The organism is Stenotrophomonas sp. JC08, from assembly GCF_052180205.1.
In the GTDB taxonomy this organism is placed as follows: Bacteria; Pseudomonadota; Gammaproteobacteria; order Xanthomonadales; family Xanthomonadaceae; genus Stenotrophomonas.
On record NZ_CP197473.1, the window covers coordinates 3,332,501 to 3,335,000 of the forward strand.

The window sequence follows — 2,500 nt, forward strand, 5'->3', positions numbered from 1 at the left end:
GACAACCGGAACACCAGAGGTTCGTCCACTCCGGTCCTCTCGTACTAGGAGCAGCCCCTCTCAAACTTCCAACGCCCATGGCAGATAGGGACCGAACTGTCTCACGACGTTCTGAACCCAGCTCGCGTACCACTTTAAATGGCGAACAGCCATACCCTTGGGACCGACTACAGCCCCAGGATGTGATGAGCCGACATCGAGGTGCCAAACACCGCCGTCGATATGAACTCTTGGGCGGTATCAGCCTGTTATCCCCGGAGTACCTTTTATCCGTTGAGCGATGGCCCTTCCATACAGAACCACCGGATCACTAAGTCCTAGTTTCCTACCTGCTTGATCCGTCGATCTTGCAGTCAAGCACGCTTATGCCTTTGCACACAGTGCGCGATGTCCGACCGCGCTGAGCGTACCTTCGAGCTCCTCCGTTACTCTTTAGGAGGAGACCGCCCCAGTCAAACTACCCACCATACACGGTCCCCGACCCAGATAATGGGCCTAGGTTAGAACGTCAAGCACGACAGGGTGGTATTTCAAGGATGGCTCCACTGCAGCTAGCGCCACAGTTTCATAGCCTCCCACCTATCCTACACAGACGAACTCAACGTTCAGTGTAAAGCTATAGTAAAGGTTCACGGGGTCTTTCCGTCTTGCCACGGGAACGCTGCATCTTCACAGCGATTTCAATTTCACTGAGTCTCGGGTGGAGACAGCGCCGCCATCGTTACGCCATTCGTGCAGGTCGGAACTTACCCGACAAGGAATTTCGCTACCTTAGGACCGTTATAGTTACGGCCGCCGTTTACTGGGGCTTCGATCAAGAGCTTCGCCTTGCGGCTGACCCCATCAATTAACCTTCCAGCACCGGGCAGGCGTCACACCCTATACGTCCACTTTCGTGTTTGCAGAGTGCTGTGTTTTTGATAAACAGTCGCAGCGGCCTGGTTACTTCGGCCATCGTCAGCTATAGCCCGCATGGGCCACCGACAATGGCGCACCTTCTCCCGAAGTTACGGTGCCATGTTGCCTAGTTCCTTCACCCGAGTTCTCTCAAGCGCCTGAGAATTCTCATCCTACCCACCTGTGTCGGTTTACGGTACGGTCTGCGTAAGCTGAAGCTTAGGAGCTTTTCCTGGAAGCGTGGTATCAGTGACTCTGTCTTAAAGACTCGTCTCGGTGCTCGGTCTTGAAGGATCCCGGATTTGCCAAAGATCCAAACCTACCGCCTTTCCCCGGGACAACCAACGCCCGGTACACCTAACCTTCTCCGTCCCTCCATCGCACTTACGCGAGGTGCAGGAATATTAACCTGCTTCCCATCGACTACGCATTTCTGCCTCGCCTTAGGGGCCGACTCACCCTGCGCCGATTAACGTTGCGCAAGGAAACCTTGGGCTTTCGGCGTGCGGGTTTTTCACCCGCATTATCGTTACTCATGTCAGCATTCGCACTTCCGATACCTCCAGCAAGCTTCTCAACTCACCTTCACAGGCTTACGGAACGCTCCTCTACCGCGCATCACAAAGTGATGCACCCCAAGCTTCGGTTCACTGCTTAGCCCCGTTAAATCTTCCCCGCAGACCGACTCGACCAGTGAGCTATTACGCTTTCTTTAAAGGGTGGCTGCTTCTAAGCCAACCTCCTGGCTGTCTGTGCCTTTCCACATGGTTTTCCACTTAGCAGTGAATTTGGGACCTTAGCTGTGGGTCTGGGTTGTTTCCCTTTTCACGACGGACGTTAGCACCCGCCGTGTGTCTCCCATACAGTCCGTCTCGGTATTCGGAGTTTGCAATGGTTTGGTAAGTCGCGATGACCCCCTAGCCATAACAGTGCTCTACCCCCGAGAGGATACATATGAGGCGCTACCTAAATAGCTTTCGAGGAGAACCAGCTATCTCCGGGTTCGATTAGCTTTTCACTCCTAATCACACCTCATCCCCTACCTTTGCAACGGGAGTGGGTTCGGGCCTCCAGTGCGTGTTACCGCACCTTCACCCTGGGCATGACTAGATCACCCGGTTTCGGGTCTACTGCCCGCGACTATGCGCCCTTATCAGACTCGGTTTCCCTTCGCCTCCCCTATACGGTTAAGCTTGCCACGAACAGTAAGTCGCTGACCCATTATACAAAAGGTACGCAGTCACTCTTGCGAGCTCCTACTGCTTGTACGCACACGGTTTCAGGTTCTATTTCACTCCCCTCTCCGGGGTTCTTTTCGCCTTTCCCTCACGGTACTGGTTCACTATCGGTCGGTCAGTAGTATTTAGCCTTGGAGGATGGTCCCCCCATATTCAGACAGGGTTTCACGTGCCCCGCCCTACTCGTCTTCACTGGTATGGCCCTTTCAAATACAGGGCTATCACCTTCTATGGCCAGCCTTTCCAGACTGTTTTTCTAGAACCATACCAGCTTAAGGGCTGTTCCCCGTTCGCTCGTCGCTACTCAGGGAATCTCGGTTGATTTCTTTTCCTCCGGTTACTTAGATATTTCAGTTCACCGGGTT

General features: G+C 53.8%; 1 rRNA gene (only partly in view). It reads right to left on the reverse strand.

The window, feature by feature from the left end:
* Positions 1-2,500: ribosomal RNA gene (locus ACSBPQ_RS15370) — 23S ribosomal RNA — on the reverse strand (it extends past both window edges: 203 nt to the left, 175 nt to the right).